The organism is Geodermatophilus marinus, assembly GCF_003428645.1.
Taxonomy (GTDB): Bacteria; Actinomycetota; Actinomycetes; order Mycobacteriales; family Geodermatophilaceae; genus Geodermatophilus.
This window is the reverse complement of record NZ_QVQH01000028.1, coordinates 22615-44984: the sequence shown is the minus strand read 5'-3', so window position 1 is coordinate 44984 and position 22370 is coordinate 22615. Positions and strand designations below refer to the sequence as shown.

20 protein-coding genes are annotated in these 22370 nt (G+C 77.0%); 10 read left to right on the top strand and 10 right to left on the bottom strand.

The window, feature by feature from the left end:
* Positions 1-138 precede the first annotated feature (138 nt).
* The gene (locus D0Z06_RS21495; protein WP_117379583.1) at positions 139-909 is read left to right on the top strand and encodes a DUF72 domain-containing protein; all 771 of its coding nucleotides are present in this window, start codon (positions 139-141) and stop codon (positions 907-909) included.
* 1 nt (position 910) lies between these two features.
* Here D0Z06_RS21495 and D0Z06_RS21490 read toward each other — a convergent pair whose 3' ends face one another.
* Positions 911-1909 carry a Gfo/Idh/MocA family protein gene (locus D0Z06_RS21490; RefSeq protein ID WP_117379582.1) on the bottom strand — a complete coding sequence of 333 codons (999 nt, stop codon included), beginning with the start codon at positions 1907-1909 and terminating at the stop codon, positions 911-913.
* Between the two features lie 37 nt (positions 1910-1946).
* Here D0Z06_RS21490 and D0Z06_RS21485 point away from each other — a divergent pair, with 37 nt between their 5' ends.
* Positions 1947-2237: a DUF4031 domain-containing protein gene (locus D0Z06_RS21485; RefSeq protein WP_117379581.1), complete on the top strand. Its 291-nt coding sequence runs from the start codon at positions 1947-1949 to the stop codon at positions 2235-2237.
* Here D0Z06_RS21485 and D0Z06_RS21480 read toward each other — a convergent pair.
* The 3 genes from D0Z06_RS21480 to D0Z06_RS21470 all read right to left on the bottom strand — a co-directional run bounded on the left by D0Z06_RS21480 (position 2188) and on the right by D0Z06_RS21470 (position 4597).
* Positions 2188-2823 carry an HD domain-containing protein gene (locus D0Z06_RS21480; RefSeq protein ID WP_117379580.1) on the bottom strand — a complete coding sequence of 212 codons (636 nt, stop codon included), beginning with the start codon at positions 2821-2823 and terminating at the stop codon, positions 2188-2190. The genes D0Z06_RS21485 and D0Z06_RS21480 overlap by 50 nt on opposite strands.
* Positions 2820-4091: an ArgE/DapE family deacylase gene (locus tag D0Z06_RS21475; protein WP_117379579.1), complete on the bottom strand. Its 1272-nt coding sequence runs from the start codon at positions 4089-4091 to the stop codon at positions 2820-2822. The genes D0Z06_RS21480 and D0Z06_RS21475 overlap by 4 nt, the downstream gene beginning before the upstream one ends.
* A gap of 269 nt (positions 4092-4360) precedes the next feature.
* Positions 4361-4597, bottom strand: coding sequence for a DUF6458 family protein (locus D0Z06_RS21470; protein ID WP_117379578.1), 237 nt, complete (start codon positions 4595-4597; stop codon positions 4361-4363).
* A 255-nt stretch (positions 4598-4852) separates the two neighbouring features.
* On the opposite strand from D0Z06_RS21470, the gene D0Z06_RS26795 reads away from it, so the two are divergent.
* Together D0Z06_RS26795 and D0Z06_RS21465 are read left to right on the top strand one after the other, a co-directional pair.
* Positions 4853-4981, top strand: coding sequence for a hypothetical protein (locus tag D0Z06_RS26795; RefSeq protein WP_255419369.1), 129 nt, complete (start codon positions 4853-4855; stop codon positions 4979-4981).
* Positions 4982-5082: 101 nt separating this feature from the next.
* Complete coding sequence (locus D0Z06_RS21465) at positions 5083-8061, top strand: helix-turn-helix transcriptional regulator (RefSeq protein WP_117379605.1); 2979 nt, start codon at positions 5083-5085, stop codon at positions 8059-8061.
* Positions 8062-8287: 226 nt separating this feature from the next.
* On the opposite strand, the gene D0Z06_RS21460 is transcribed toward D0Z06_RS21465, so the two are convergent.
* The gene (locus tag D0Z06_RS21460; protein ID WP_117379604.1) at positions 8288-10069 is read right to left on the bottom strand and encodes a DEAD/DEAH box helicase; all 1782 of its coding nucleotides are present in this window, start codon (positions 10067-10069) and stop codon (positions 8288-8290) included.
* Between the two features lie 341 nt (positions 10070-10410).
* Between D0Z06_RS21460 and D0Z06_RS21455 the strand changes: the two genes are divergently transcribed.
* A complete protein-coding gene (locus D0Z06_RS21455) occupies positions 10411-11610 on the top strand; it encodes an aminotransferase-like domain-containing protein (protein WP_199522464.1) in 1200 nt (399 codons plus the stop codon).
* Between the two features lie 48 nt (positions 11611-11658).
* Here the strand turns inward: D0Z06_RS21455 and D0Z06_RS21450 are convergent, their stop codons facing one another.
* Positions 11659-13344, bottom strand: a complete 1686-nt coding sequence (locus tag D0Z06_RS21450) for a DNA repair helicase XPB (RefSeq protein ID WP_117379576.1) — start codon at positions 13342-13344, stop codon at positions 11659-11661.
* A 31-nt stretch (positions 13345-13375) separates the two neighbouring features.
* Positions 13376-15646 carry a helicase C-terminal domain-containing protein gene (locus D0Z06_RS21445; protein WP_117379575.1) on the bottom strand — a complete coding sequence of 757 codons (2271 nt, stop codon included), beginning with the start codon at positions 15644-15646 and terminating at the stop codon, positions 13376-13378.
* Positions 15647-15711: 65 nt separating this feature from the next.
* Between D0Z06_RS21445 and D0Z06_RS21440 the strand changes: the two genes are divergently transcribed.
* The 3 genes from D0Z06_RS21440 (at position 15712) to D0Z06_RS21430 (ending at position 18209) form a co-directional block, all read left to right on the top strand.
* Positions 15712-16248, top strand: a complete 537-nt coding sequence (locus D0Z06_RS21440; RefSeq protein ID WP_117379574.1) for a hypothetical protein — start codon at positions 15712-15714, stop codon at positions 16246-16248.
* An 87-nt stretch (positions 16249-16335) separates the two neighbouring features.
* Entirely contained in the window at positions 16336-16557 is a 222-nt protein-coding gene (locus D0Z06_RS21435; protein ID WP_117379573.1) for a hypothetical protein, read from the top strand.
* Positions 16554-18209 (top strand): AMP-binding protein, encoded by a 1656-nt coding sequence (locus D0Z06_RS21430; protein ID WP_117379572.1) that lies wholly within the window; start codon positions 16554-16556, stop codon positions 18207-18209. The genes D0Z06_RS21435 and D0Z06_RS21430 overlap by 4 nt, the downstream gene beginning before the upstream one ends.
* Positions 18210-18230: 21 nt before the next feature.
* Here the strand turns inward: D0Z06_RS21430 and D0Z06_RS21425 are convergent, their stop codons facing one another.
* On the bottom strand, positions 18231-19049 hold the full coding sequence (locus D0Z06_RS21425) for an endonuclease/exonuclease/phosphatase family protein (protein ID WP_233517876.1): 819 nt from the start codon (positions 19047-19049) through the stop codon (positions 18231-18233).
* 5 nt (positions 19050-19054) lie between these two features.
* On the opposite strand from D0Z06_RS21425, the gene D0Z06_RS21420 reads away from it, so the two are divergent.
* Together D0Z06_RS21420 and D0Z06_RS27290 are read left to right on the top strand one after the other, a co-directional pair.
* Complete coding sequence (locus tag D0Z06_RS21420) at positions 19055-19648, top strand: nucleotidyltransferase family protein (protein WP_117379570.1); 594 nt, start codon at positions 19055-19057, stop codon at positions 19646-19648.
* Positions 19649-19729: 81 nt separating this feature from the next.
* On the top strand, positions 19730-20125 hold the full coding sequence (locus D0Z06_RS27290; protein WP_117379569.1) for a cold-shock protein: 396 nt from the start codon (positions 19730-19732) through the stop codon (positions 20123-20125).
* A 199-nt stretch (positions 20126-20324) separates the two neighbouring features.
* On the opposite strand, the gene D0Z06_RS21410 is transcribed toward D0Z06_RS27290, so the two are convergent.
* Together D0Z06_RS21410 and D0Z06_RS21405 are read right to left on the bottom strand one after the other, a co-directional pair.
* The gene (locus tag D0Z06_RS21410) at positions 20325-20807 is read right to left on the bottom strand and encodes a DUF2771 family protein (protein ID WP_117379603.1); all 483 of its coding nucleotides are present in this window, start codon (positions 20805-20807) and stop codon (positions 20325-20327) included.
* Entirely contained in the window at positions 20804-22192 is a 1389-nt protein-coding gene (locus D0Z06_RS21405) for an MFS transporter (RefSeq protein WP_233517875.1), read from the bottom strand. The genes D0Z06_RS21410 and D0Z06_RS21405 overlap by 4 nt, the downstream gene beginning before the upstream one ends.
* Positions 22193-22370 lie beyond the last annotated feature (178 nt).

Sequence of the window (22370 nt, the reverse complement as noted above, 5' to 3'; positions counted from 1 at the left end):
TGCCGGACACGGTCGCGCCGGGGGACCGCCGCGGGGCAGCCGAGCGGAGGGGGACCGCCGTCCCCCCAATGGGGGGGCCGGGGCATGCGGGCGTCGGCCCGGGGGCTGCACCGCGCGGTGCGCGGGTAGCGGCACGGCATGGCGGTGGTGGTGGGGACGTCGGGCTGGCAGTACCGGGACTGGCGCGGCCGCTTCTACCCGCCCGGCCTGCCGCAGCGGCTGGAGCTCGAGCACCACGCGGCGCACTTCGCCACGGTGGAGAGCAACGCGGCCTTCTACCGCCTCCCGGAGCGGGCCACCTTCGAGCGCTGGCGGGCGCGCACGCCCCCGGACTACCGGTGGGCGGTCAAGGCCAGCCGGTTCCTCACGCACGTCCGGCGGCTGCGTGACCCGGCCGAGCCGGTGGCCCGGCTGGTGGAGCGCGCCGCCGGGCTGGGCGACCGGCTGGCCGCCGTCCTGCTGCAGCTGCCGCCGACGCTGCGGGCCGACGCCGGGCTGCTGCGCGACTGCCTGCAGCAGTTCCCGCCCGGGCTCCGTGTGGCCGTCGAGCCCCGGCACGAGACCTGGTGGACCGACGAGGTCCGCGACCTGCTCGAGCGGCACGGCGCCGCGCTGTGCTGGGCCGACCGAGCCGAGCAGCCGGTGACGCCGCTGTGGCGGACCGCCGGGTGGGGGTACCTGCGGCTGCACACCGGGGCGGAGCGCTGGGGGTACCCGCCGGCGGTGTTGCACCGCTGGGCCGAGCGGCTGGCCGGGGCCTACGGCCCCGACGAGCACGTGCTGGTCTACCTGAACAACGACCCGGGCGGGGCGGCGGTGGTCGACGCCGTCGTCCTCGCCGAGGCGGTCCGGGGCACCGGCCGCCCGGTGACCCGCGTGCCCACGCTCGCGCAGGCGACCGGCGGGTAGCTCAGCCGAGGCCGTCCGGGTCCTCGGCGTGCCGGATCCCCAGCCGGTCGGCGGCCTGGCCGAGCACCGCCTGGACGGCGAGGGTGTCGGCCAGCGGCATGACCGCGCTCTCGGTGCGCCCGGCCTGCAGGCAGGCGGTCACCTCGGCGAGCTCGTGCGCGTAGCCGGTGCCGGTCTGCGGCCTGGTGATCGTCTCGGGGTCGGCGCCGGTGCGGTGCAGCACGATGGTCTCGGGGTGGTGGAAGCGGGGGAGGACGTCGATCCAGCCCCCGGTGCCGAACACCCGCGCCTGCCCGGGGGTCGGGTAGCGCAGCGAGGTGGTGAGCGTCGCCGACCGCCCGTCCGCCCAGCCCAGCAGGACGGCCGCCTCCGCGTCGGCGCCCGTGGGGAACAGCGAGCCGGCGGTGGTCACCGTGTCCGGGGCGCCGAGCAGCATCTGGGCGAACGAGACGACGTAGACGCCGAGGTCGAGCAGCGCGCCGCCGCCGAGCCCGAGGGCGAACAGCCGGTCGGCGGGGTCGTAGGTCCGCGACACCCCGAGGTCGGCCTGCACCGAGCGGACCTCCCCGATCGCGCCGTCGGCCACCCGCTCGCGCAGGGCCACGACGGCGGGCTGGAAGCGGGTCCACATCGCCTCCATGACGAACAGCCGCCGCTCCCGCGCCCGCTCGACGACCTCGACGGCCCCCGCGGTGGTCGCGGTGAACGCCTTCTCCACCAGCAGCGCCTTCCCGGCGTCGAGGGCGGCCAGCGCGATGGCGTGGTGCTGCGGGTGCGGGGTGGCGACGTAGAGGACGTCGACGTCCGGGTCGGCGAGGATGTCCCGGTAGGAGCCGTGGGCCCGCTCGAGCCCGTGCCGGGCGGCGAAGGCGGCCGCCCGGTCGGCCGAGCGGGAGGCGACCGCGACCGGCCGGGCCCCGGGGACGTGCGCGAAGTCGGCCATCAGGTTCTCGGCGATGCGGCCCGGCCCGACGACGCCCCAGCGGATCTCACGGTTCACCCGGGCGACGCTAGCCGCCGGCGGGGAGACTGCCGACGTGGCCCTGCTCATCGACACCCCCGTGTGGCCCTGGCGCGGCCGGTTGTGGTCCCACCTGGTCAGCGACGCGTCCTACGAGGAGCTGCACGCCTTCGTCGCCGCCGAGCTGGGCATCCCGCGGCGGGCGTTCCAGGGCGACCACTACGACGTCCCGGCCGAGCTGTTCGAGGTGGCCGTGGCCGCGGGCGCCGAGGCGGTGACCTGCCGCGTGCTGCTGGCCCGGCTGCAGGCGGCCGGGCTCAGGCGCCGGAAGCCGCGCGCGAGCGCAGCAGCGCCAGTTCCGCGCTGAGGTTGGCCCGGGCCCGCGGGGTCCAGGCCGCCGCGACGGCGGGCAGCCGGTAGAGCGCGGGCAGCGCCAGCAGGTGCTCGAGGACGGCGATCCGCCCGGCGGTGAACTCCTCGTCGGTCAGGTGCCCGTACTCCTCGCGCACGGCCGACGCGTAGCCGGCGTAGGCCTCCGGCGGCCCGGCCAGGACGGCGAGGTCGGCGTCGCAGAGCACCGCGCCGTTCGCGTCGCCGGGCTCCGGGTCGTGGCCGGCGGTCAGCAGCACCAGCCGCACGACCTCCTCGACCCGCGCCTCGGGCACCAGCCCGCGCAGCCCGGCCCGGGCCCGCTGCGCGCTGACCTGCTCGTTGTCGCCGCGACGCGGGTCGTAGACCACGTCGTGGTACCAGGCGGCCAGCCGGACGGCGGCGGGGTCGGCGGCGGCTGCGCCGAGCTCGCCGACCAGGCCGAGGACGGCGGCCAGGTGGGTGAGGTCATGGTAGCGGCGGTGCGGCTGCGACCAGGCGGCCACCACCGCCGCCCACTCGGTCCGCGAGGTGGCGGAGTCGCCGGCGAGCGCGGCCCAGGCCTCGAAGCCGACGAGGGTCATGCCACCCCGCAGGTGCGCAGGGTGAGCAGGGCGAGGGCGCGGGCGGCGGTGACCAGCTCGTCGACCGGCACCCGCTCCAGCGGGCCGTGCGCCAGGTGCAGGTCGCCCGGGCCGTAGTGCAGCGTCGGGATCCCCGCCGCGGCGTACAGGCGCAGGTCGCTGCCGGCGGGGATGGCCCGCTCGGGCGGCGGCGTCCCCCCGGCGTCGGTGACCGCGCCGCGGACGGCGGGCAGCAGCGGGTGTCCCGCGGGCAGGGTGCCGCTGGCGAACGCGCCGCCGGTCCAGGTCACTCGCACCGGGTGGTCGGCCAGCCAGGGGTCGGCGGCGCAGATCGCGGCCAGCCGCTCCTCGAGGGCCGCCCGCGCCCCCTCCACGGGCTCGCCGATGCGGACGCCGTAGCGGCCGTCGGCCACCAGCAGGTCGGGCACGGAGCTGGCCCAGTCGCCGGCCCGCACCCGGCCGATGCTGATCCCGTACGGGTAGCGGGCGGCGCCGAAGCGCGGGTCGGCGCCGGCCTGCCGCTCGGCCTCGAACTCCCGCAGCCCGGCGTGCACGACGGCGAACAGCTCCACCGCGCTCACCCCCCGGTCGCGGTGGGCGGCGTGCGCGGCGTGGCCGGTCACCTCCAGCCGGAAGGTCAGCGCCCCGGCGTTGGCGGTGACCACCGCCCCGGCGGTCGGCTCCGGGATGACGCACAGGTCGCCCGCGTGCCCGCGCCGGAGCGTGGCCCACGCGCCGAGGCCGCCGTCCTCCTCGCCGACGACGGCGTGCACGGCCAGCGGCCGGGCCAGGCGCACCCCCGCCGTCCGCACCGCGGCGAGCGCGGCCAGGGCGGCGACCAGGCCGGCCTTCATGTCGCACGCGCCCCGGCCGTGCACCGCGCCGCCCTCGACCCGCGGGTCGAAGGGGTCCCCGGGCCAGCGGTCGCGGTCGCCGGCGGGGACGACGTCGGTGTGCCCGGAGAGGACGAGCGCCGGGACGCCGCCCTCGGCCGCCGCGCTCGTGCCGACGCAGCCCCACGCCTCCGTGCGCTGCACCTCCTGGCCGGGGGCGTCGGGGGCGGCGGCGGCCTCGGCCAGGTCGATCGGCCAGCGGTCCACCGCGCAGCCCAGCGTCCCCAGGACGTCGCCGACCCGGTGCTGGACCTCGCTCTCGGCGGCCGTGCCCCCGACCGAGGGGACGGCGACCAGCTCCCGCAGCAGACCGACGGCCCACCGATCGTCGACGGCGTCGAGGACCCGGGCCTCCACGTCGCTCAGGTGCGCCACGCCGCGGAGTCTGGCACGCGGTCGCGAGCGGCCGGGTCCCCGCCGGCCCGTGTGGCCGGCGGCGGGCGGGGGTAGCCTGGGAGGCGTCCGGGCCGGGCCATCTGTGTCCCCGGGTGCCAATTGGATACCGCCTTCGCGGAATACCGCTCCGACCTCGGTCGGGGGTCCGGAGCCGCGTCGTGCCACTCGCCGCGAGGCGACCAGAGCCCGGTCCGGACCCACCCGTGCGAGAGCTCCCGACCACCGCGGTCGGGGGCTCTCGCGCGTGGTCAGTACGCCTCGTCGGTGGTGGTCCGCCGCCGGCCCGCCGGGTCGGCGTGCGTGGTGGTGCGCACCTCCCGCCGCCGGGGTGCCCACACGGCCAGCTCCAGGACGATGCCCAGCGCGCCGGCCGCCATGAGGATCCACCCGACGACCTGCAGGTCCACGCCGGAGACGTCGACGCGCAGGGCGAAGGTCAGGACCGCACCGAGCGCCAGCAGGACGATGGCCGTACCGAGCCGCATCGCGGGCTCCTTCCTCGCGGGTCGCCGTGCCGGCGCACGCCGGGCGGCGGCGGCGGGCGCCGCGGCCGTGCGGTTCCCCGCCCGCGGCCGGGCACTGCACCGCACCGGCCGCGCTCACCCCATCGTGTGGCCCCTCAGCGGGGACCTCAGACGGTGACCCGGACGCCGCACCCCGGACTGCCCGACCTCCCGATGCCCGCGGCCGGGCCTCAGCACGACCGTCGACCTCGTCCACGACGACGAGAGGAAGCGGTCATGGCGACCTACCCGAACCCCGGCCTGGAGGCCGAGCTGGCCTACCGGCGCGAGGTGCTGCAGCGGATCGGCCGGGGCACCCGGGGCGGGCGCCCCTGGCCCCTCCGGCGGACGCGGCGCCCGCGCTGAGCGGGGTCACCCTCCTCCGCCCGCCGCGCCGGCCCGGGGCGGTGCTCTGGTGGGAGCGGCCCGGCGCCGTCCCGTCGGGGGCCCGTGCCACCATCCCGGGCGTGCCGCAGTGGGACGACCGCCCGTTGGTGGGCCGCGACGAGGAGCTGGCCCGGCTGCTGGCCGCCGTCGACCGGGCCGGCCAGGGGCGCGGGGCGGCGGTCCTGCTGGCGGGGGACGCCGGGGTGGGCAAGACCCGGCTCCTCGACGAGTTGGCCGCGCGCGCGACCGCCCGCGGGGTGCGGGTGCTCACCGGGCACTGTGTCGACCTCGGGGACGTCGGCCTGCCGTACCTGCCCTTCGTCGACCTGCTGCGGCCGGTCACCGGGGACCCTGCCGACGGCGCGGCTCGCGCGCTGCCCGCCGGCCTGCTCGCCGGGCCGGTCCCCGGCGGCGACGGCGCGCCGGCGGGGGAGGCCGCCGACCTCGGCGGTCCGCTCCGGCACCCGGGCGCCCGCGCGCGCCTGGACGACGGCCGGCTGCAGCTGTTCGAGTCGGTCGCGGGGCTGCTGACCGGGCTGGCCGCGGAGGCGCCCGTGCTCGCCGTCCTCGAGGACGTGCACTGGGCCGACCGGTCCAGCCGCGACCTGCTGCGGTACCTGCTCGCGCGGCTGGGCGACGCACCCGTGGCCCTGGTGGTCTCCTACCGCTCCGACGACCTGCACCGCCGCCACCCGCTGCGCCCGCTGCTCGCCGAGCTGGTCCGGGTGCCCGGGGTGGAGCGGGTGGAGCTGGGGCCGCTGCCGGACGCCGCCGTGGGCGAGCTGGTCCGCGGGCTGGCCGCGGGGGTCGCCGACACCACCGTGGAGGACGTCGTCGCCCGCGCCGAGGGCAACGCCTTCTACGCCGAGGAGCTCCTGGCCGCCGGCCTGGCCGGGCAGGAGCTGCCGCTGGCGCTCACCGACCTGCTCCTCACCCGGGTCGAGCAGCTCGGCGAGGCCGCGCAGCGGGTGCTGCGGGTGGCCGCCGTCGCCGGGCGGCAGGTCCGGCACGACCTGCTCGCCGCCGTCGCCGGCCCCGACGCCGCGGAGCTCGACGCCGCGCTCGTCGAGGCCGTGCACCGGCACCTCCTGGTCGTCTCGCCCGACGGCCGCTACCGCTTCCGGCACGCGCTGCTGCGCGAGGCGGTGCTGGCCGACCTGCTGCCCGGCGAGCGGGTGCGGTTGCACGCGGCCATCGCCGGGTGGCTGGCCGGGAGCCCGGCGGCGGGCACCGCGGCGGAGCGGGCGCACCACGCGCGCGGCAGCCACGACCTGCCCGGGGCGTTCTCCGCGTCGCTGGAGGCCGCGACCGAGGCGTGCGAGGTGGGGGCCCCGGCCGAGCAGCTGCAGCACCTGGAGGCGGCGCTGGAGCTGTGGGGTGCGGTTCCCGACGCCGCCGAGCGGGCCGGCCGCGGCCACGCCGAGCTGCTGCTGGACACGGCCGCGGCGGCGCGGACGGCGGGGGAGCCGCACCGCGCGGTGGCGCTCATGCGAGCGGCGCTGGAGCTGCTGGGCACCGCGGGCGACCCGGTGCTGCGGGCCCGGCTGCACTACCGGCTGGCGCAGACGCTGGCGCGGGTCGAGGACCAGGCCGCCGCGCAGCGGGAGAGCGCCGCGGCGATGGCGCTGGTGCCGGCCGACCCGCCCTCGGCGGTGCGCACGTGGGCCGCCGCCACGCACGCCCGCACCAGCTACGACGTGGGCCGCCGCGAGGAGGGCGACGCGGCGGCCGCCGAGGCGCTCGCCGCCGCCGACGCCCTCGGGCTCGACAGCGCCTGGGCCGACACCGCGGTGTCGCTGGCGCGGGTCGGCGGGGTGGAGGACCTGCCGGTGGTGACCGCGCGGCTGGAGGAGGCGCTGGCCCGGGCGCGCCGGTCCGGCGACACCGACGTCGAGATGCGGGTGCTGTTCAACCTCGCGGTCGTGCCCTACGACACCGGTGACGTCGACACGGCCCGCCGCTGGGTCGACACCGGCCTGGCCCGGGCCGCCGAGCTCGGCGTCGAGTGGTCGTTCTACGCCACGGAGCTGCGGCACCTGGGGGTGGCCACGCGGTACGTGGCGGGCGACTGGGACGGCAGCCTGGTCCTGGCGGAGGGGCTGGCGCGGGTGCCCGCGATGGCGGGGCACGTGCGCGCCGCCGGCCTGCTGGTGCTGGTCGGCCGCGGGGACGCCGCGGTGGGCGAGCGGCTGGCCCGGGCGCGGGGTCTGGCCGACCGGATGGAGGCGCACGTCCTGCTGCGGATCGCCACGGCCGGCGCCGAGGCCGACGCCGCGGCCTGGGCCGGGGACGCCGACGCCGCGGTGGCCGCCGTCCGCACCGCCGTCCGGCACGTGCAGGCGCTGTGGGGCGACGACCGGCTGGCCGTCGTCCGGCTGACCGCCACGGCCCTCGCCGCGGTCGGCGACGCGGCCGCCGAGGCCCGGCTGCGGGGCGACGACGCGGCGCTCGCCGGGCGGCTGGCGGAGGGGGAGGAGCTGGCCGCGACGGCCCGCGACGCGATCCGCGACCACCTGCGCGCCTTCGGCCCGTTCGGGGTCGAGGCCGCCGCCTGGCAGGCCCGGGTGGAGGCCGAGCGCGCGCGGGTGGCGGGCCGCGCGGACGTCGGGCTGTGGCGGGCTGCGGTCGACGCGTTCGGCTACGGGCACGTCTACGAGCAGGCGCGGTCGCGGTGGCGGCTGGCCGAGGCCCTGCTGGCCGGGGACGACCGCGCCGCGGCGGCCGGGGAGCTGCGGGCGGCGGTGGCCGTGGCCGGCCGGCTGGGCGCCGTCCCGCTGCGCGAGGCGGTGGTCGCCCTGGCGCGGCGGGCGCGGCTGCCCCTGGAGGCGGCGGGACGGGTGGTGGCGCCGGACGCGGTGTTCACCCCCCGCGAGTCGGAGGTGCTCGGGCTGCTGGCCCGGGGCCGCACCAACCGCCAGATCGGCGCCGAGCTCTACATCAGCGAGAAGACCGCCAGCGTGCACGTGAGCAACATCCTGGCCAAGCTCGGCGCCGGCAGCCGCACCGAGGCCGTCGCGGTCGCCGCCGCGCGCGGCCTGCTGCCGGCCGCCCGCGGCTGAACCCGGGCGACCCACGACGGCCCCGGGCTCGGGCCGCTCCGGTTCACCCGTCGCGGGCTGCGGCCTCGCCCACACGAGGCACAGGAAGCTGTTCCCCCGTCAGCAGCCCCTGGACGTGGGTAGTGCCTCCTGTGCCTGAGGGCGCCGCCTGTGCCTGCGGGGCGCCGCCTGTGCCTGGGGGGCGCCGCCTGTGCCCAGGGTGGCGCCTCGGCCACGGGTCGCACGGTCAGAGCATCGTGCGGAGGCGTTCCCGGCGGGCCCGCAGCACGTCGACCGACGCCGACGCCGAGGGCGGGCCGGGCACCGACTTGCGCAGCTCGGTGTGCACCACCGCGTGCGGCGTCGAGGTCTTCGCCGACACCCGGGACACCAGCCGGTTGATCTCGCGGCGCAGCTCGGCGGCGTCCCGCCACGAGCGGCCGGCGTCGTCCTCGTCGGGGTGGTCCTCGACGATCGGCAGCTCGCCGGTGTCCTCGTGCTGCCGCTGGGCGATGCGCAGCCGCAGCTCGTCGTCCCGCTTGGCCAGCAGCTCGGCGGTCTGCTCGGCGGTCAGCAGGCCGGGGATGCCGAGGAAGTCCTCGTCCTCGGCGGCCACCACGACGGCCCCCGAGCCCGCCCCGGTGTGCGCGGTCCCCCCGTGGAGCACGTGCGCGAAGCGGGCGTCGGCCTCCAGCGCCTCGAACTGCTTGACCCCGTCGACCTCCCGCTCCTTGGGCGGCAGCGGCTCGAGGTCGAGCTCGTCGCCCTGCACGGTCTTCGGCGGGGGCATGACGTGGTTGCGCTGCTCCTCCATCGACGCGGCGAGGGACAGCAGCGGCCGCACGGCGGGCAGGAACACCGTCGCCGACTCGTGCGCCGCCCGCGCGCGGACGACGCGGCCGACGGCCTGCGCGAAGAACAGCGGCGTCCGGTACGAGGTCATCCAGGCGAGGACGGCGGCCCGGGGGACGTCGACGCCCTCGGAGATCATCCGCACGCAGACCGCGATCCGCGCCGACCCGGTGGCGAACCGCTCGATCTTCTTCGACGCCTTCGGGTCGTCGGAGAGGATCAGCTCCGGGGCCTTGCCCGTCACCCGGCGGACGATCTTCGCGTAGTCGCGGGCGTCGTCCTGGTCGCTGGCCAGCACCAGCCCGGCGGCGTCGGGCATGCCGTTCTCGCGCAGGTGGGTGATGCGGTCGTCCATCGCGGCGATGACGTGCGGCACCCACTGGCCCTTGGGGTCCAGCGCCGTCCGCCAGGCCTGCATCTCCACCGACCGGGTGCCGGCCTCCGAGAGGGAGGCCGCGACCACCTCGCCGGCGGAGTTCCGCCACCGGGAGGTCCCGGTGTAGGCGGCGAAGACGACCGGGCGGACGACGTTGTCGGCCAGGGCCTCCTTGTAGCCGTAGGTGTAGTCGGCGCGGCTGACCAGGCCGACCTCGCCGCCGAGGTCCCCCTCGAAGCCGTCCTCCTCGTAGCGCACGAACGGGATGCGCTCGTCGGGCTTGGTGCGGAACGGCGTCCCGGTCAGGCACAGCCGGCGGGCGGCGAAGCCGTAGGCCTCCTCGATCGCCTCGCCCCAGGAGAGGCCGTCACCGGCGTGGTGCACCTCGTCGAGGACGACGAGCGTCTTCACCGCGGTGGAGCGCGCGGCGTGCAGCATCGGCTTGCCCGCGACCTGCGCGTACGTGGTCACGTACCCCTGCGTCCCGGCCCGGACCGGCCCGACGGCGTTGGTCAGGTTCGGGTCGAGGACGATGCCCAGCCGGTCCGCGGCCTCGGCCCACTGCAGCCGCAGGTGGTCGGTCGGGCAGACCACGACCACGCGGGCGACCTCGCGACGCTGCAGCAGCCGGGAGGCCAGGGTCAGGGCGAACGTCGTCTTGCCCGCGCCCGGGGTCGCGGTGACCAGGAAGTCCTTGGGGGAGGCCTGCTCGTACTTCTCCAGGGCGGCCTGCTGCCAGGCCCGGAGCGGCCGGCTCGTCGTCTGCGGGCTCGCGGCCACCGCTCGTGCTGCACTCGCCATGTCGGGCGCCATTGTGGTCGGGGGATCCGGGACACGCCCAACCGGGCACCTCCCGCGCGCCCCGCCCGGGACGACGTATGGACGCCGGTTGCGCCGCCCTGACCTGCGCCGATGCCGCGGGCCGGGCCTGGTTGTGGCGCTCCTCTCGTGCCCCGGTGGGCCGGCCGCGCCCCGCGGGCCACGCCGTCCCCACGGGTGCGCCGCACGGGCCGCACGGGGGCCACGTATTCTTGGCGACGGCTCCTCGACCAGGAAGCCCGACCGGCGCGGACGGCAGCGGGACACCCCCCGCACTCCAGCGCCGTCCCCCACCCCCCTGGTACGTCCGTCCTGGAGCACCCGTGTCGTCCGCACTCCTCAGCACGCCCGTCCCCGCCGTCGCCGAGCGCCTGGCCGGGGTGGCCGGCTCGCCGGTGCGCGAGCTGCTCGCCCTCCTCGACCGGCCCGAGGTCATCTCCTTCGCCGGCGGCCTGCCCGCGCCGGAGCTGTTCGACCTCGACGGCGTGCGCGCCGCCTACGACCGCGTGCTGTGGGGCCCGCACGCCCGCCGCGCGTTGCAGTACGCCCCCAGCGAGGGCGACCGCGAGCTGCGTGCCCGCGTCGCCGCCCGGCTCACCGCCCGCGGCCTGCTGACCAGCGGCGGCGACCTGCTGGTGACCTCCGGGTCGCAGCAGGGGCTCTCGCTGGTCGCCACGGCGCTGCTGGACCCCGGGGCCACCGTGCTGGTCGAGGACCCGACCTACCTCGCCGCGCTGCAGTGCTTCCAGCTCGCCGGCGCCCGCGTCGTGCCCGTGCCCACCGACGAGCACGGCATGGACCCCGACGCGCTGGCCGACGCGCTGCGCCGGGAGCGGCCCGCGCTGGTCTACCTGGTGCCGACCTTCGCCAACCCGACCGGGCGCACCATGCCGTCGCACCGGCGGGCGGAGGTCGTCGAGCTGACCGCCCGGCACGGGGTCTGGCTGGTCGAGGACGACCCCTACGCCGATCTGCGCTACCGCGGCGCCCCCGTGCCGGCGCTGGCCGCGCACCCCGGCGCCGACGACCACGTCGTCTACCTGGGCAGCTTCTCGAAGGTGGCCGCGCCCGGGTTGCGGCTGGGCTGGCTGCGGGCCCCGTCGTCCCTGCTGCCGGCGCTGACGCTGGCCAAGCAGGCCGCCGACCTGCACACCTCCACGGTCGACCAGGCGGCCGCGGCGGCCTGGTTCGCCGCGGCCGACGTCGAGTCGCACGTGCTGCGGCTGTGCTCGGCCTACCGGGAGCGGCGGGACGCCATGGTCGAGGCGCTGCCGGCCGCCCTCCCGGCGGGCAGCACCTGGACCGAGCCGGACGGCGGGATGTTCGTGTGGGTCCGACTGCCCGGCGACGTCGACACCGCGGAGCTGCTGCCGGCCGCGCTGCGGCACGACGTGGCCTTCGTGCCGGGCGCGGCGTTCTTCGCCGGGCGGCCGGACCGCGCCACGCTGCGCCTGTCGTTCACCGCCTACGGGCCCGCGCGGCTCGCCGAGGGCATGGCGCGGCTGGCCGCGGCGCTGAGCTGACGCGGAGTCCGGTGTGCGGGAAAAGCTCGCACACCGGACTCCGCCCGATCAGTCGGCGGGCTCGTCCACCCGGTCGGGGCCGTTGACCTCACCGGGGCCGGCCAGGTCGTCGGCGTCGACGATCGTGTAGGCGTAGCCCTGCTCGGCGAGGAAGCGCTGCCGGTGCGCGGCGTACTCGGCGTCCAGGGTGTCGCGGCTGACCACGGTGTAGAAGTGCGCCTGCCGGCCGTCGGCCTTGGGCCGCAGCACCCGGCCCAGCCGCTGGGCCTCCTCCTGCCGGGAGCCGAAGGTCCCCGACACCTGGACGGCGACGGCGGCCTCGGGCAGGTCGATGGAGAAGTTGGCGACCTTGGACACCACGAGCGTGCGGATGTCGCCGGCGCGGAAGGCGTCGAAGAGCTTCTCCCGCTCGCGGTTGGTGGTCGAGCCCTGGATCACCGGGGCGTCGAGGGCCGTCCCGAGCTCCTCGAGCTGGTCGAGGTAGGCGCCGATGACCAGCTTCTGCTCGCCGGGGTGCCGCTCGAGCACCCGCCGGATCACCGGCAGCTTCGAGGACGCCGTCGCGGCGATCCGGTACCGCTCCTCGGGCTCGGCGACCGCGTAGGTCATCCGCTCCTCGTCGTCGAGGGACACCCGCACCTCGATGCACTCGGCCGGCGCGATGTAGCCCTGCGACTCGATGTCCCGCCACGGGGCGTCGTAGCGCTTGGGCCCGATGAGGGAGAACACGTCGTCCTCCCGGCCGTCCTCGCGCACCAGCGTGGCGGTCAGCCCCAGCCGGCGGCGGGACTGCAGGTCGGCGGTGAGCCGGAAGATCGGGGCGGGCAGCAGGTGCACCTCGTCGTAGACGATCAGGCCCCAGTCCTGGGCGTCGAAGAGGTCCAGGTGCCGGTACTCGCCCTTCCGCCGGGTGGTGATCACCTGGTAGGTGGCGATGGTGACCGGCCGGATCTCCTTGCGCTCGCCGGAGTACTCGCCGATCTCCTCCTCGGTCAGCGAGGTGCGGGCGATCAGCTCGCGCTTCCACTGCCGGCCGGCCACCGTGTTGGTGACCAGGATCAGCGTGGTCGCCCGGGCCTCGGCCATGGCCGCGGCGCCGACCAGGGTCTTCCCCGCCCCGCACGGCAGGACGACGACGCCCGAGCCGCCCGACCAGAAGCCGTCGACCGCCTCGCGCTGGTAGTCGCGCAGCGACCAGCCCTCCTCGGCCAGCTCGATCGGGTGCGCCTGCCCGTCGACGTAGCCGGCGAGGTCCTCGGCCGGCCAGCCGATCTTCAGCAGCGCCTGCTTGAGCCGGCCGCGCTCGGAGGGGTGGACGACGACGGTGTCGTCGTCGATGCGCTGGCCCAGCATCGGCGCCACCCGCTTCGAGCGGACGACCTCCTCGAGCACCGCCCGGTCGGAGGTGGTGAGCACCAGCCCGTGCACCGGGTTGTTGGCCAGGGTCAGCCGGCCGAAGCGGTCCATGGTGTCGGCGACGTCGACCAGGAGCGCGTGCGGCACGGGGTAGCGCGAGAAGCGCACCAGCGCGTCGACGACCTGCTCGGCGTCGTGCCCGGCGGCGCGGGCGTTCCACAGCGCCAGCGGCGTGACCCGGTAGGTGTGCACGTGCTCGGGGGAGCGCTCGAGCTCGGCGAACGGGGCGATCGCCGCCCGGCAGTCGCGCGCGGCCGGGTGGTCGACCTCGAGCAGCAGGGTCTTGTCCGACTGGACGATCAGGGGGCCGTCGTTCACGGGGTGGGGCGCCTCTCGACTGGGGCGGGCATCACGGGGTCCAACGGTCCTCGGCGGCGGGGGCTTCCTCCTCCACCAGCGCCACCGAGGTGATGCGGTGCACGGCGAAGGTGCGCGCCTCGCCGCGCCGGTCGTCGTACCCCTGCAGGAAACCACCGGCCAGGGACACCGGGCGGACCACGCGCTGGCTGCCGCTGCCCTGGGCGTCGACGTAGCCCAGCCACACCGGGGTCCCCTCGCGCACCGCGCGGGAGAGCAGCTCGAGCGTGCCGGCGGTGGTCACGCCGGGCACCTGCCGCACCGGCTCGGTGCGGCGGGCCGAGAGCGCGGCGTCCCCGGCGCGGACCTCGCGCACCGTCGCGGCCAGCTCGTCGGGGGTCAGCGGCCGCGGGGCCACCGGGCCGGGGGCGCCCGGCCGGCGGCCCGCGGCGCGCGGCCGGGCCGGCGGCCGGGTCAGGACGGCGCCGCCCGGGGACTCACCGGCCGGGGCGTACCCGGCCTCGCGCAGCACGGTGAGCACCTCGTCGGCGCCCAGGCCGCTGACCAGCACCCCGGGCGCCAGCCGGCGCAGCTCGGCGGCCGCGGTGCGGCGGTCGCCGAGCACCTGGGACAGCAGCCCGTGGTCGTCGGAGCGCACGTAGCTCTCGATCGCGCCCACCCGCAGCCGGCCGTGCTGGCGGGCGACGTCGTCCACCAGGTAGTCCAGGGCCTGCGGCACCGGGGTGCGGGAGGCCCGGGCGAGGAACTCGTGCAGGTCGGTGGCCGACCACCCGGCGTCCAGCGCGCGCCGCACGCTGCCGTCGGACACCCGGTAGACCGTGGCGCCGCCCGAGGACTCGACGTCGGCCACGACGGCGAGGGTGTCGGCCAGCTCGGCGACCAGCGGCCCGGGCGCGACCAGCGAGAGGTCGGGCTGGGCGAGCACGTGGTCGACCGGCTCGGGCAGCAGCCCGCGCATGCCGTCGGCGGCACCGTCCGGACCGCCGGCCAGCAGGCCGCGCCCGGCCGTGGACAGCACCCCGCCGACGACGACGCCCAGCCGCGCGGCCTCGGCCAGCACGTCGGGCACGGGGGCCAGCCGGTCGGCCCGCCGCGGGCTGCGCCAGCGCAGCAACTCCACCAGGTCGTCCGGTGCCGGCCCCGACCCGGGCGGGTACCCGGCCAGGGCGTCCAGCGCCGCCCGGCGGACGGCGGGGGCGGTGTGCCGCACGAGGTCGGGGGACAGCGCGTTGACCGCCTTGCCGCTCACGTCCCGCTGGCCGGCCAGCGAGGGCAACCGGACGGCGTCCAGCCACCCGGCGGCCAGGGTCGCCCAGCGGTCGGGGAGGTCCTGCTCGCGCCACAGGTCGAAGGCCCGGGTGGGCAGCCACTCGTCGCGGTGCGGGCCGCCGACGTCGAGCAGCCCGGCGACCGAGGCCAGCTCCAGCAGCCAGGCGGCCTCCGGTTCGGTCACGTGCAGGGCGCGGGCCAGCCGCTTCTGGTCGCGGACGCCGATCCCGCCGCTGCGCAGCAGCCCGGCCGGCTCGTCCTCGAGCAGCCCCAGCAGCTCGCCGACCCGGCCCACCGACTCCAGGGCGGCCCCGGCGGCCTGCCGGTCGAGGACGGCCGGGTCGCGGCTGACCACCGCCGGCTCCGGCTGCAGCCGCGGCGGGCCGTGGGGGCGGTCCCCGCGCAGCAGCAGGCCGACCTCGCGGGGCAGTTCGACGGTGAGGGCGTCGACGCGGGCCAGCAGGCCGCGCTGCAGGAGGCGCCGGGCCGGGCTGGGGCTGCCGTTGGGGGTCTCGGGCAGGTGCCCGACGGGGCGGTCGCCGGCCAGCCGCTGCAGCACGTCGCGCTCGTCGGCCGGCAGCTCGCCGACCGCCGCGGCGAGGTCGGCGGGCAGCGACAGGCGCAGCTCCGCGGCCCGCCGTCCCAGCCCGGCCGGGTGGCGGACCGCCCGGCGCACCGGCTCCGGGGCGCGCAGCCGGTCGTCCCCCCACAGCAGGGCACGGGTGGTCAGCCGCTCGACCGCGGCCTCGCGCACCGCGTCGGGCAGCTCCGGCAGCGCACCCACCAGGTCGGCCGGGTCGACGCCGTCGGTGTCGGCGAGCAGGACGGCGTCGAGGACCTGCAGCGTCCCGGCGTCCAGCTCGTCGAGCGCGCGGTCGACCGAGACCGGCACGGCCAGGCGGCTGGCCAGGGCGACGACGTCGGAGGGCGCGGGGCGGGCGACGTCGGGCCGCGCCGCCAGGAGCGCGCCGAGCTGCTCGTCGCTGCGGGTGCGCAGCCACGCGGAGAGCGTGACCGGACTGTCGGCAGGCATCCGCTCCACGTTACGCCCGCCGCCTGGGCCGACGTCCCGGCCGCGGGGTGCGTCAGCATGGGGCCGTGCACCCGGCCGCCGACGACCCGACGACCCGCACCGCGCTCGACGGTTACCGGGCGGGCGCGCTGCGCTGGCTGGCCGGCGGCCTGATCGGCGTCGTCCTCGGGTTCCTGCTCGGGGTGGTGGCCGTGGAGATCGCCCAGGACTCCGGCCGGCGGCTGCCGGCGGTGGGCCTGCTGGTCATCGCCCTCGTGGGCGCGGGCGCCGCCGCCGCGCTGGCCGGCACGGGGGCGCTGGTGCGCCACCAGCGGTGGCGGCGCGGCCTGGCGGCCGTGCCCTGGCAGACCGGGGTGCTGCGGATCGCCGGCCCGGCCGTGATCGCCTTCGAGCCGGCCGGCTTCGACGACGCCGACCCGCTCGCCGAGCCGGTCCGGCTGCGGCTGGAGAGCACCTCGGTCTGGCGGACGCGGGCCGTCCAGCGGCTCGACGGCGCGGTGGTGCGGGCCGCGCCGGTGGGGCGCCGCGAGTGGGTCCTGGCCTCCGAGGAGGAGCCGACCGTGTACGGGGCCCGCGCGGTCGGGGGACGCCGGGGCGGGTAGTAGGTGCATCGGGGGTACCCCGTCGGAGAAGATGGCAGACCAGCGCCGATCACGGCGGTCCCGGCACGACGGAGGCGACGAGGCGAGATGGCCAAGCGGAAGACGAAGCACGCGCACCTGGTGGAGCCCACCTGGGGCCAGTCCGACGACGGCGGCGCCCCGGTGACCGAGCTCACGGCCGAGGCGGCCGGTCCGCTGTCGCCGTTCGGCGAGGACCACGGCTTCCCGCTCCCGCCCGAGGCCCTCCGCTACGCCCACCCCACCGACCGCCCCAACCGGGCGGGCGACAACCGGACGGTCCGGCGGTGACCGCGCCCGCGCTGCCGTCCTACAGCAGCGGGACCTCGACCGTCCCGCTGCTCGGCGACACCATCGGGGCCAACCTCGACCGGACGGCGGCGCGGGTGGGCGACCGGGAGGCGCTGGTCGAGTGCGCCACCGGCCGCCGGTTCACCTACCCGCAGTTCGTCGCCGAGGTCGACGCCGTCGCCCTCGGGCTCGACGCGCTCGGCGTCGCGAAGGGCGACCGGGTGGGCATCTGGGCGCCCAACTGCGCGGAGTGGGCGTTCGTGCAGTTCGCCACCGCCAAGCTCGGCGCGATCCTGGTCAACATCAACCCGGCCTACCGCACCCACGAGCTGGCCTACGTCCTGAAGCAGGCCGGCATCTCGGTTCTGGTCAGCGCTCCTGAGTTCAAGACCAGCGACTACCGCGCGATGGTGGGCGAGGTCCGCGGTGAGTGCCCGGAGCTGCGCGAGGTGCTCTTCCTCGGCTCCCCGGAGTGGGAGCGGCTGGTGGCCACCGGCCGGGGCGGCGACCGCGAGCTGCTGGTGCGGCGCGAGGCCGAGCTGTCGGCCGACGACCCGATCAACATCCAGTACACGTCCGGGACGACGGGCTTCCCCAAGGGCGCCACGCTCACCCACCACAACCTGCTCAACAACGGGTTCTTCGTGGGGGAGGGCTGCGGCTACACCGAGGAGGACCGGATCTGCATCCCGGTGCCCTACTACCACTGCTTCGGCATGGGGATGGGCAACCTGGCGGCCACCTCCCACGGGGCGACGATGGTCATCCCGGCGCCCGGCTTCGACCCGGCGCTGACGCTGAAGGCCGTCCAGGACGAGCGGTGCACCTCGCTGTACGGCGTCCCGACGATGTTCATCGCCGAGCTGGCGCTGCCCGACTTCGGCTCCTACGACCTGTCCAGCCTGCGCACCGGGATCATGGCGGGCTCGCCGTGCCCGGTCGAGGTCATGAAGCGGGTCGTCACCGAGATGGGCATGACCGAGGTGACGATCTGCTACGGGATGACCGAGACCTCGCCGGTCTCCACGCAGACCGGTGCCGACGACGACCTCGACCGGCGGACCTCGACCGTCGGCCGGGTGCACCCGCACCTGGAGGTCAAGGTCGTCGACCCCGACACCGGGCTGACCGTGCCGCGCGGCACCCCCGGGGAGTTCTGCACCCGCGGCTACTCGGTGATGCTCGGCTACTGGGACGAGCCGGAGAAGACGGCCGAGGTGATCGACCGGGCCCGCTGGATGCACACCGGCGACCTCGCCGTCATGGACACCGAGGGGTACCTCAACATCGTCGGCCGGATCAAGGACATGGTGATCCGCGGCGGCGAGAACGTGTACCCGCGCGAGATCGAGGAGTTCCTGTACACCCACCCGGACGTCGTCGACGCCCAGGTGATCGGGGTCCCCGACGAGCGGTACGGCGAGGAGCTCATGGCCTGGGTGCGGCTGCGCGAGGGCGCCGAGCCGATGACCCCCGAGAGCCTGCGGGAGTACTGCACCGGCAAGCTGGCCCACTACAAGATCCCGCGGTACGTGAAGGTCGTCGAGTCCTTCCCGATGACCGTCACCGGCAAGATCCGCAAGGTGGAGATGCGCCAGGTCTCGGTCGAGGAGCTGGGCCTGCAGTCGGCGGCCTCGGTCAAGAACGCCTGAGGTGGCGTGGATCCGTCGGCGTCACGCCGACGGATCCACGCCGCTCGGGGCGCAGGGGACGACGAGGGCCCGGTGGTCGGAGAGCGGCAGCCGCACGGCCTCGGCCGGCCCGCTCGCGACCAGCGGGCCCCGGGCCAGCACGTGGTCGAGCTGCTGGGTCGGCGCGTCCAGCGGGAAGGTCGGCGTGCTGGCCAGCGACCGCATCCCGCTCACGCGCCACGCCTGGCCGGACCCCATGTTGAGGTCCCCCATGAGCACCAGCGGCTCGCGGGTCCCGGTGAGGGAGCGCACCAGCTTGGAGAGCTGCAGCGCCCCCCAGCCCGGCACGAACGACAGGTGGGTGTTGGCCACGGTGAACTGCCCGGCCGGCCCGTCGAGGACGGCGGCGACCGCCACCCGCGGCTCGTCGCCGACCAGCTTGGGCCGCGGGGCGCCGCGGAACCACACCGGCACCCGGGTGCGCAGCGCCGGCAGCCGCACCACCCGCCAGGAGACCGCCGGGTAGCGGGAGAGCAGCGCGATGCCGTAGCTGGCCGAGCCCGGCTGCTCCTCCCCGGTCGCCGCCATCCAGGTGCCCCCCGGGGTGCCGGCGAGGGCGGCGACGAACTGGGAGTCGACGGCGCCCATCGCCTCGGCGGCCACCGCGGTCAGGTCGGCGTTCATCGACCGCGGCTGGTCCCGGTCCACCTCCTGCAGCCCCAGGACGTCGGCGTCGAGGCGCTTCACCGCGTCGGCCAGGCGCTCCACGTCCACGCGGTCGTCGTCGGGGGAACGGCCGTGGAGGATGTTGAAGGTCGCGATGCGCACGAGGTTGCAGTGCCCGGGCGGGGGTACCGGCACGCACCGTGCAGCCCTCGGACCGGGACGAGATCCGCGACCTCCTCAAGCGCACCGCCGTGGCGCTGAAGCAGGCCGACGTGCCCTTCGCCCTGTGCGGCGGCTACGCGGCCTGGGTGCGCGGCGCCCCGGAGCCCGACCACGACGCTGACTTCCTCGTCCCCGCCGCGGAGGCCGAGCGGACGGCGAAGGTGCTCGCCGACGCCGGCCTGCAGGTCACGGACCCGCCCGAGGACTGGCTGACCAAGGTGGTGCAGGGCGGGTCGTTCGTCGACGTCCTGTGGCGCACCTGCGGTCACCCGGTGGAGCAGGAGCTCATCGACCGGGCCGAGGTGATGCCGGTGCTGTCGGTGCACATGCCCGTCCTCGAGGCCACCGACATCCTGGTCACCAAGCTGATGACCCTCGACGAGCACTACTGCGACCTCGCGCGGCTGCTGCCCGTCGCCCGGGCGCTGCGCGAGCAGGTCGACTGGGAGCAGGTCGCCCGCGAGGTCGCGGCCAACGACTTCGCCGTCGTCTTCCTCGAGCTGCTGCACCGGCTGGGGGTGGTGGAGCGGCCGGCGGGCATCCCGCCGTCCGGGGACCCCGCGGGCGACTAACCTGGCGCTCGGCGGCGGGTGTGCCGCGACCGTCCCCCGGCTGGCGCCGGGCCCACCTGGAAGAGCGACCGAGGGAACATCGTGCCCACCGGCAGAGTCAAGTGGTTCAACCCGGACAAGGGGTTCGGCTTCCTCTCGCGCGAGGACGGCCCCGACGTCTTCGTGCACAAGGACGCCCTGCCGGCCGGCACCACGGAGCTCAAGCCCGGGCAGCGCGTGGAGTTCGGCATCGTCGCGGGGCGCCGCGGTGACCAGGCGCTGCAGGTCCGCGTCCTGGACCCCCTGCCGTCGGTCACGGCCGCGCACGCCGAGCGGACCCGCAAGAAGCCCGACGAGCTGGTCCCGATCATCGAGGACCTCATCAAGCTCCTGGACGACGTCTCGAACGGCCTGCGTCGTGGCCGGCACCCCGACAAGGCGGTGGCCCGCAAGGTCGCCTCGGTGCTGCGGGCCGTCGCGACCGACCTCGAGCACTAGAAGGACCCCGTCCTCCTCACCGCTCGCGAGCTCGCGGTGAGCCTCTGGACGGGGCCGCCCTTCCCCCCACGCCTCGCACGCTCGGCGCGGGCCCCTGAAGGGCGGCCGTTCCAGGCCCTCACCTGCTCGGCGCGGGGCCCTGCAGGGGGGCCGTTCCAGGCAGTCACCTCTTCGGCGCGGGACGGCGACGCGGTCCGGCTCAGCCGGCGGGGGTGGCGGTGCCCCCGGTGTCGCCCCCGGCACGCAGGAACCCGACCGGCCAGGCACCGCTGAGGCCCGAGCACCCCTCGCCGGAGTCCTCGACGACGACCAGGTGGTAGGCGGCCGGCACGACGTCGGAGCTGTTGATGCCGTCGTAGACGGTGGTGCCCGCGGGCACGTCCACCTCGCCCAGCTGCTCGACGAGCTGGTCGTCGAACACCTGCACGCTCCAGCCGCGCTCGGCGACCGACTCGGGCACCTCCAGGCGGATCGTCGTGGCGGGCGAGACCTCGACGACCGGGGGCCGGATCCCGTAGCGCTGCCCCTCGCCGTCCAGGCAGTACTGGCTGGCCGGGACGGGCACCTCCTGCGGACCGGCCCGCACGGTGACCTGCGGCGGGGTGTCCGGCTCGCCCGCGCCGCAGCCGGGCGTCGCCGCCAGCAGCACGAGGGCCAGGACGGCGGGCGCGCGGCGGGTCACGCCGACCACCCGGCCGGCCCGGACCCGGTGCCGGGCAGCGGCCCGCCGGCCGGGTCGGTGGGCGCGTCCACCGGCACGGGGTCGCGCCGCCGGCGCGGGCCCCACAGCACCAGGCCCACGGCGAGCACGAGCAGGGCCGCGGCGACGGTGAAGCCGATCCAGCCCGTCGGGGGCAGCGCGATGCCCAGCGCGCCGCCGACCACCCAGGCGAGCTGCAGCAGGGTCTCCGACCGCGCGAACGCCGAGGCGCGCAGCTCCTCGGCCACCTCCCGCTGGATGATCGCGTCGAGCGAGACCTTCCCGAGGGCGTTGGTGATCGCGGCCACGCCGGCGACCAGCGCGGCCATCGGCAGGCTGTAGAAGACGGCGGCCACGACCGTGACCGCCGCGGCGGAGCCGGCCGACCAGAGCACCACCCGGTCGGGGTCCACCCGGTGCAGTCGCGAGCCGACCGCGGTGCCCACGACGCTGCCCGCGCCGGCGGCGACCGCGATGGCCCCCAGCGCCGCGGTGGCCTGCCACCCGCCGGTCACCGTGGCCTCGACCAGGAACGCGGAGAAGATGGTGAGGAAGCCGCCGAGCCCGCGCAGCGCGGCGTTCGCGCGCAGCGCGACGACCACCCGCGGGCCGACCGGCCGCCGCCTCCCGCGGCCGGTGACCACCTGATGCGGTGCCGTCGAGAACACGTCGGCCGGCTGCTCCCCGGTGGGGACGTCGACGTGCCGGGGCAGCCGGAGCGCCAGGACGGCCCCGGCGGCGAACACCACCGCGGTCACCCACAGCTCGGGCGGGAAGCCGAACAGCGACGCCAGCCCCGCGCCGAAGGCGCCGAAGACGGCGGCGGTCAGCAGGCCGAACACCGACGTCCGGGCGTTGGCCGAGGTCAGGGACATGGGAGCCGGTAGCACCCGGGGTATCACCGCGGCGCGCAGCACGTTGTGCGCCTTGGAGAGCACCAGGACGCCGAGGGCGGCGGGGTAGAGCCAGAGGTCGTCGTGGTGGGCGGCCATCACCAGGGCCAGGACGGCCCGGCCCAGCAGGCTGGTCGCCATCGCCCACCGGCGCCCGCGCTGCAGCCGGTCGAGCAGCGGGCCGATGACCGGGGCGACCACGGCGAACGGGGCCATGGTGACGAGCAGGTAGAGGGCCACGTTGCTGCGCTGGGCGTCGCTCGCGGCGGCGAAGAAGAGGGTGCCGGCCAGGGAGACGGCGACCATCGCGTCACCGGCCATGTGCAGCGCGTTGACCCACAGCACCTGGGTCAGGCCGCTCTCGCCCGCACCGTGCGCCCGGCTGGCCGTCTGCACCCGCCGCACCGCCGCGCCGGTCAGCTCGCGGGACCGTGCCGCGGCGACCCGGGTGACGGTGACCTTGCGCGGCGGCACCGGGGGTGTGGCAGGGCCCTGCGGGTAGGGAGCGGGCGGGGGAGGCTGTGGCCCGCCCCAGCCGGGGGGCGGCGGCCGCCAGCCCCCGGGCAGCGTGGCCGGGCGGTGGACCGGCGGCGGGCCGACCGCCGGGGGCTGCAGGGGCGCGGTCTCGACCGGCGGGGCATCCAGCCGCTCG